The following is a 7212-nucleotide window of genomic DNA, read 5'->3' as shown; positions in this document are numbered from 1 at the left end:
AAGTAGATGTTTTAAATGAATGTTTAATTACTGATTCATGATGTTTACATGTTGTTTTTATTGATGATTTATTAAAGAGAATGTTATGTAGTGATGTTCAAAATAGTCAAGGTGCCATGAATTTTGAGTCGAAGATCTTACTTTTATCTAATGAAGATGCAAATCCATTCACTCGCGCTGTAGATGAGGTAAACTCGACGATCTTAGTCATCTCAAGGAAGAGTATATGTATTCGGTTCGTTTGGATAAACAGAAGATAACCCCGTCTAAAGTGTTGTGTGTTGGACGGAACTATATTGAACATATTCAAGAGCTTAATAACACAATGCCAGAACAAATGGTGGTGTTTAATAAACCCAATACGAGCATCACAACCACTCTATCCTCGTTTCACCAAGAGACGCTTCACTATGAAGCTGAAATTTGTTTTTTGATCAAAAAAGGTCAATATAGCGCGGTTGGTTTGGGGTTAGATCTGACTAAGCGGGTACTGCAATCTCAGCTTAAAGCAAAAGGTTTACCTTGGGAGAGGGCGAAAGCATTTGATGGTTCGGCTGTACTTAGCCGATTTGTGCCACTGCATGGTATCGATATCAATAAGTTGCAGTTAGAGCTATTCATCAACTGTGTTCGGGTTCAGTGCGGCGGTGTAAACCAAATGATCTATTCACCCGCCATCATTTTAGAAGAGCTGAAATCTTACACATCGCTGCGTGATGGTGACGTTGTGATGACCGGAACGCCACAAGGAGTTGGAGAAGTGCATTGTGGCGATCTCTTTTTAGGGCGTCTTAAATGTGGAGAGCAGACCTTAATCGAGATTGAATGGCTAGCGCAATAAAACTGATTTGCGCTATTCGGGCTGCGGTTATTATCAGTATTCACCGCAGCCTCTGTCTTTAATGGGCTAAGAGCGTTAAATTTAGCAAAAAGAAAGTCGCCATGCTGATGATCGTGGTCAGCAGGACATTCTTGGTTTTCCATGCAATCAGCCCCGCTAATGCTGCGGCCCACAAGTAGGGATTATGGCGATCAAGCCAAAGTGTTTGCTCTGGCAGGAACACAATCGGAGCCCAAATAGCAGTTAATACAGCAGGGCTAGAATAAGTGAGTAAGCGCTGGATAACTGGGTTGAGACGCAGCGGTAATTTAGGCTCTAAGAACAGATAACGGCTCATAAAGACCAAAGCGGTCATGGCGAGGATAGAAAGCAGAATCATCGTTGGTTCCTCCTGCTAGAACAGAGTAAAACTTCAGAAACATAACCTGCACACATTGCGCCAATGCTTGCTAGTATTAAGCTACCTTCAACTTGCCAAAGAGTCAGGCTTACCGATAACACCAGGGCACTGATGACAGCAACGAGTATCGGTATGTTTTTAATGTTCGGAATGACAATGGCGATAAAAGTAGCCGCGACTGCAAATTCCAACCCCAACTCGTTTAAAGCGGGGATGTAGCTGCCTGCAATAATGCCGACCAGTGTGGCCAAATTCCAAACTAAATAGAAGCTTAAACCCGCACCAAGCGCGTACCAACGGTTAAACTGTTTTTCATTTTGTTGTCCGCAGACCGCAAACAGCTCATCAGTGAGCAGAAAACCCAGAATTAAACGCCAACGTGTCGGGAGTGGGCTGATTTTGCTGCGCATGGAAACGCTGTAGAGAAAATGGCGAGAAGTGATGAAAAATGTGGTGATCAGCAGAGTCAACAGCCCTGCACCTGTTTTAAACATCCCCGTGGCGACGAGTTGCGCTGAGCCTGCAAATAAAACCGCAGAGAGTGCTTGGCTCTCTAATACGGTCAGGCCACTTTCAATCGCAAATGATCCCGCCAATAAGCCCCATGGTAAAACGGCAATACTCAGCGGTAGCATGGCCAGTGCGCCTTGCCCAAAGAGGCGACCTCGAGGTTCTAAATGTATGTGGTTCAATAGTGTGCTATCCATAGTAATTCCTTTGCTGGAAGTGATGAATCTATCAAGCCACAAGGTTGGGTCAAGCGATTGTACAAAATTGCGCATACAACTGTCATCCACTGGAGGGAAAAGATCGTTGTAGTCGCAGGCATTGTTCACCTAAACAGATGAAATAAAAATGCCGCCAACAATGAATTGAAGACGGCCTGTTATTTCGTTGTGCTTGTCTGGCAATGAGCGCTACAAGCTGTGTTGGTGTTCTGCTATGAGCATCGCCATTTGCTCGTCGGCTTTTTTCTCGGCGCTGGCGAAATCTTCTTTTACTTCGAAGGCTCCGACGACCTCGTAATAGCATTTCAATTTAGGCTCAGTGCCCGACGGGCGCACAATCACTCTCGCTCCGCCTTCCAAGTGATAGGTCAATACATCGCTAGCAGGAAGTTGAATCGCTTGCGTTGTTCCATCGGCAATATAACGTGTGAGTGATTTGAGATCGTCGGTCATGAGCACTTTTCTACCGGCGATTTCCGTTGGCGGTGTGGCGCGAAGCTTGTCACCGATCGGCGGTGAGTTAGGGTCTAACTTAATGCTGCGTTGTGCATTAATGTAAAAACCGTGCTGGCGGTAAATGGTTTCAAGTTGATCCCAAATAGTCTTACCTTGGCTGTATAATTCGGCCGCTAGTTGTGCAAATGCCACCATGGCCGAAAGGCCATCTTTATCCCAAACGGTTTGCCCTATGGTGTAACCCAATGCTTCTTCATAGGCGAATAAGAACTGCTGTTCATCGCTTTGTTGTTGCATCGCCACGTTGGTCAACCATTTAAAGCCAGTCAAGGTTTGGTAGTATTTTGCACCTTTTGCCTGCGCAATATTACCGAGTAAACTGGATGAGACGATGGTGTTGCCAACCAACTGCTTTGAGGCATCGGTTTTGGAGAGCAAATAGTCCCCAAATAGTGTGCCAACTTGATCGCCAGTCAGCATTTGGTATTGACCATCCGCTCGTTGTACGGCAACGGCAAATCGGTCGGCATCTGGGTCGTTGGCGCAGGCCAACTGGGCATTTTGGGCATGGGCTAACGCGATAACCATATCCATCGCCCCCGGCTCTTCAGGGTTCGGGAAGTTGACGGTCGGGAAACGGCCATCCGGCTCTCGTTGTTCCTTTACACTGATGACATGGGTAAACCCAGCGTCATGCAGCAAAGTTTCAGCCATCTCAGCGCCGACACCATGCATCGCGGTATACGCAATGGTAAGGCATTGCGGATCAGTGTGGTGGTTTAACAATGGGCTTTGATTGAGGGTACGACGGTAAGTTTGGTAATACTCTTCTGTTAGCCATTGCAAAAGGCCTTGTTGGTGCGCGTTGTCTAACGGCATCAGAGAAATAGCTCGTGTTGCCGCTAAGTCGATTTCTGCTGCAATACCTGAATCGTGAGGCGGGATAATCTGTGCACCATTTTCCCAGTACACCTTAAAGCCATTGTATTCGGGTGGGTTGTGACTGGCGGTGACTACGACTGCGGCGGCGGCATTAAAGTGTTTTACCCCAAAAGCGACTACTGGGGTCGGTGCCACTTTATGCGTGAGATACACTTTGATCCCCAGCGCGGCGAGTACTGAGGCGGTATCGTGTGCAAATTGCTGAGAATCTGGCCGGCCATCATAGCCAATCACCACCCCACGTGTTTTGGCATTGCTGACTTGTTGAATGAGATAGTGTCCTAAACCCGTCGCCGTTTCTTGAATTACCAGGCGGTTCATACGATTAGGGCCGCATCCCACCATGCCGCGTAAACCCGCGGTGCCGAACTCAAGACGTGATTGAAAGCGAGCTTTTATCTCATCTAACTGATGCTGATCGACTAGTGCTTGTAGCTCTTGGCGAGTTTTAGGATCGGGATCTTTTTCTAACCATTCGGAAACGTGTTGCATCATGGTTTCACCTTCTTAGCATTCATGTTGAATTAATTCTAACTGATATTCATTCTCAATAATGGGGGCGCAATCGCTAAACATCGTTCTTATTTTGTTTCTCATCACGTGTTGCTTCTCTTTGATTGGTTGCGCAACTGACGCTGACAAATTCAGTGTTATCTAGTTAGAGTGATGAAGCGAGAGATGGCGTAAACTGCGTAGCTCGAGCCGCCTAAACAGTAAAGAGAGGCTTAAACATAAACCCAAGTATGCACCGCCCACTAACAACCATATTTCAAAAATAAGCCCAGAAGAGTTAGCGATTTCTGTGCCAACAAACGTCATTTCTTGAATTGAAATTAGCGATACAATCGAAGAATCTTTGACCAAAGAAATCGCTTGCCCAGCTAAAGCCGGCGTGATCGCCGCCAATACTTGAGGGGCAATGACGTATCGGTATTTTACCCATCGAGACAGCCCTAAAGAGTGCGCTGCTTCCCATTGACCTTGAGCGATTCCGGCCAAACCTGAACGAACAACTTCAGCGATGTAGGCCGATGAAAGCATCCCAATACACACAATTCCAGAGAACAAATTTTCCCATAGATGAGAAGGACCAAACAGCCAATGCTGAATGACATTGGTTGGCTCATGGTGTTCCCGTAGTAGGTTTTCTAGGCCCAACAACGGGATCAGTTGATTGGAGACAAAAAAATAAAAAATGAACACGAAAACCAGCGGCGGAATGTTCCTAACTAATTGCACAAAAGCGTTAGCCGGAATTCTGAACCACGAAAATTGAGAGTGGCGTGCTACGCCAAGCAGTGTGCCTAACACAAGGGCCAGCACCATCGCCCAGACACTTAAGCGCAAAGTAGCAACTAACCCCTGAAAGAAATAAGGGATAGCACCATGGCTCGTTGGGGTGAAAATCAGAGCAAAAGCTTCTTGCCAACGCCAATTATAATTCACCCCAAGCTCGGCTCGGTGCGTTAACCAAATAACAAAGCCTAACAGTGCTACGAGTAACGCATAATCGAGCTTATTGAGCGATAATTGTAGCCATGGTTTAAGGTTCCGTTTTTCATACAGCACGGTTTTTGTTCTATTCACATCCGCCCCTCAGGCTATTGCCCTGAGACGATTTGGTTTTGCCAATCTAGCGTTGAGAACCAATATTCGTAGCGTTCACTTAACCAGCCGTCATTGGTTCGTTCAATAATCCATTGATCAAAAAAGGCTTTTTTGTCCTCTTCACCTAAGCGAACGGCAAACGCTTCGTTTCCTTTGGACAACCGTTCATTGAAAGGAATGAACAGTTTGTCACTGTGTTTCACTGTTTCATGTTCAGGTTTAGGGCTTGACGCAATCACGGCGTGTGCTTGGCCGTTTAATACTTCTTGAAAGGCTTGTGCATCGTCATCAAATTGCAGAATTTTGGCTTTGGGGAAGGTTTCACGAGCGACTTGTACGGTGAATGCCCCACGGCGCGCAGCGATAGTCACTCGACGAGAGTTGAAGTCTTCAATGGTGGAAAATCCTTTAGCGAGGGACTGATTAGCGGCAAGTTGTACTCCTGAATGTGAATAGGGAGCAGTGAACAGGACGCTTTTCGAGCGCTCAGGAGTGATAGACATGCCACCGATAATGACATCAAATTTCTGTGCTAAGAGTGCTGGAATAATGCCATCCCACGCGGTAGGTACAAATTCCACTTTCCAACCTGAATCTTCAGCAAGACGTTTGGCAACATCAATTTCAAAGCCAATTAGGTCGCCTTGCTTGTTGCGCATTGCCCAAGGCACAAACGTAGACATACCCACACGCAATGTGCCTCGTTCAGTGATTTTATCAAGGCTAGGCGTTTCACTGGCAAAGGCGGGTATGGAAATGGTTATCCCTAGTAACATGGTTAACCCGAGCGATAGAGCGGCGATAGCCTTCAACCCAGCGCGTTGCCACGCTTTTGGTGCAGATTGCTGCATGATGTTCTCCTTTTAAGGATGATTATTGAGCGCGCCATTGCGCCCCGAGTTTGTGTTCTAACCATGCTGAAAACCCTGATAAAGACAGAGTTAACAGTAAATAAATTGCAGCGACGGTAAACCATATTTCAAATGGCATCGCCGTTTCTGAGACAATATTTCTACCTTGAGTGGTTAAGTCAAAAATAGCCATCACACTGACGATAGACGAGTTTTTAATTAATGACACGACTTCATTGGTCAGTGGAGGTAATGTACGTTGGATAAGTTGCGGTAAGATCACATCAACATAGGTATAAAAACGAGAAAGCCCTAATGTTCGTGCCGCTTCAAACTGTCCCTTCGGAATGCTGTTTAAACCACCACGAAACACTTCGGCAGTATAAGCGCCTTGAAACAGTGCCAAAGCTAAAATGGCAGTAGAGAAGCGATCTAAGCCCAGCACTGGACCAAACACAAAATAGAGCAGGTATATCTGCACCAGTAGCGGCGTGTTGCGGATAAGCTCAATATAAATATTGGCCAACCAACGCCCTACCACAGAATTGGAAAGCTTCAACAAAGCGGTTGTTAAGCCAATGACTAGCGTAAAAAATAGGCTGACCGTTGAGATTTGCACCGTAACGGCTAACCCTTCGAGCAGCTCCGCGGGCCACCATTCACCCTCGTCGTAAAAAGCGATGAAATCAGGCACACGATGCCATTGCCACTGGTAATCCATAGCATGTGCGCCAGAATCAAGTAGCCATACCATCCCCGCAAGCAATAGAACTATCTGTACTAGAGCGGAGAAGAGCGGTTTTATCAGTACTTTTATCATCAATGGCTCAATATTTGGTTGAGAAACTGTTGAGTTCTTGGGTGTTTTGGCTGACGAAATATCTCTTCCGGCGTAGCGATCTCGAGAATTCTTCCTTCATCCATAAAAATGACGCGATCCGCTACTTTTCGGGCAAAACCCATTTCATGAGTGACGCACATCATGGTGATGCCATCTTGAGCAAGATCTACCATGACATCCAGCACCTCCTGGATGGTTTCAGGATCGAGAGCTGAAGTGGGTTCATCAAACAATAAAATTTCTGGTTGCATACAGAGTGAGCGTGCAATGGCAACACGCTGTTGCTGACCGCCAGATAATTGCACCGGATATTTGTCAGCTTGGTCAAGAATATTCACTCGCTGTAAAAAATGGCTCGCTCTTTGTCTTGCGGCTTGCTTACTCAATTTCAGTGTACGAATTGGAGCTAAAATAAGGTTTTCAATCACCGTCAAGTGAGGGAAAAGGTTGAAATGCTGGAAAACCATACCGATTTTTCCCGCAGGCTGTGTGATGTCGGAATGGTTAGAGTTCAGGGTGATCTTGCCCGTGGTGATAGCTTCTAA

General features: G+C 46.2%; 8 protein-coding genes. 1 reads left to right on the top strand and 7 read right to left on the bottom strand.

The window, feature by feature from the left end; translation table 11 throughout:
• Window positions 1–226: 226 nt before the first annotated feature.
• Window positions 227–841, top strand: a complete 615-nt coding sequence (locus AACT21_RS04245) for a fumarylacetoacetate hydrolase family protein (RefSeq protein ID WP_017047416.1) — start codon at window positions 227–229, stop codon at window positions 839–841.
• A gap of 58 nt (window positions 842–899) precedes the next feature.
• Here the strand turns inward: AACT21_RS04245 and AACT21_RS04240 are convergent, their stop codons facing one another.
• From AACT21_RS04240 to AACT21_RS04210, 7 genes are all read right to left on the bottom strand, one after another.
• Window positions 900–1220 carry an AzlD domain-containing protein gene (locus AACT21_RS04240; RefSeq protein ID WP_013868095.1) on the bottom strand — a complete coding sequence of 107 codons (321 nt, stop codon included), beginning with the start codon at window positions 1218–1220 and terminating at the stop codon, window positions 900–902.
• Window positions 1217–1948 (bottom strand): AzlC family ABC transporter permease, encoded by a 732-nt coding sequence (locus AACT21_RS04235; RefSeq protein ID WP_094164469.1) that lies wholly within the window; start codon window positions 1946–1948, stop codon window positions 1217–1219. The genes AACT21_RS04240 and AACT21_RS04235 overlap by 4 nt, the downstream gene beginning before the upstream one ends.
• 210 nt (window positions 1949–2158) lie before the next feature.
• Window positions 2159–3862 carry a phospho-sugar mutase gene (locus AACT21_RS04230; protein WP_094164468.1) on the bottom strand — a complete coding sequence of 568 codons (1704 nt, stop codon included), beginning with the start codon at window positions 3860–3862 and terminating at the stop codon, window positions 2159–2161.
• 159 nt (window positions 3863–4021) lie between these two features.
• On the bottom strand, window positions 4022–4936 hold the full coding sequence (locus AACT21_RS04225) for an amino acid ABC transporter permease (protein ID WP_170889390.1): 915 nt from the start codon (window positions 4934–4936) through the stop codon (window positions 4022–4024).
• 32 nt (window positions 4937–4968) lie between these two features.
• On the bottom strand, window positions 4969–5751 hold the full coding sequence (locus tag AACT21_RS04220) for a transporter substrate-binding domain-containing protein (protein WP_094164470.1): 783 nt from the start codon (window positions 5749–5751) through the stop codon (window positions 4969–4971).
• 97 nt (window positions 5752–5848) lie between these two features.
• Window positions 5849–6646 carry an amino acid ABC transporter permease gene (locus tag AACT21_RS04215; protein WP_094164467.1) on the bottom strand — a complete coding sequence of 266 codons (798 nt, stop codon included), beginning with the start codon at window positions 6644–6646 and terminating at the stop codon, window positions 5849–5851.
• A partial coding sequence (locus AACT21_RS04210; protein WP_094164466.1) for an amino acid ABC transporter ATP-binding protein occupies window positions 6646–7212 on the bottom strand: 567 nt, incomplete at its 5' end. The genes AACT21_RS04215 and AACT21_RS04210, both read right to left, overlap by 1 nt.

The sequence above is a fragment of the Vibrio sp. V08_P9A1T1 genome (assembly GCF_963874405.1).
In the GTDB taxonomy this organism is placed as follows: Bacteria; Pseudomonadota; Gammaproteobacteria; order Enterobacterales; family Vibrionaceae; genus Vibrio; species Vibrio anguillarum.
The sequence above is the reverse complement of the archived record's forward strand: the minus strand, read 5'-3'. Positions and strand labels throughout refer to the sequence as shown.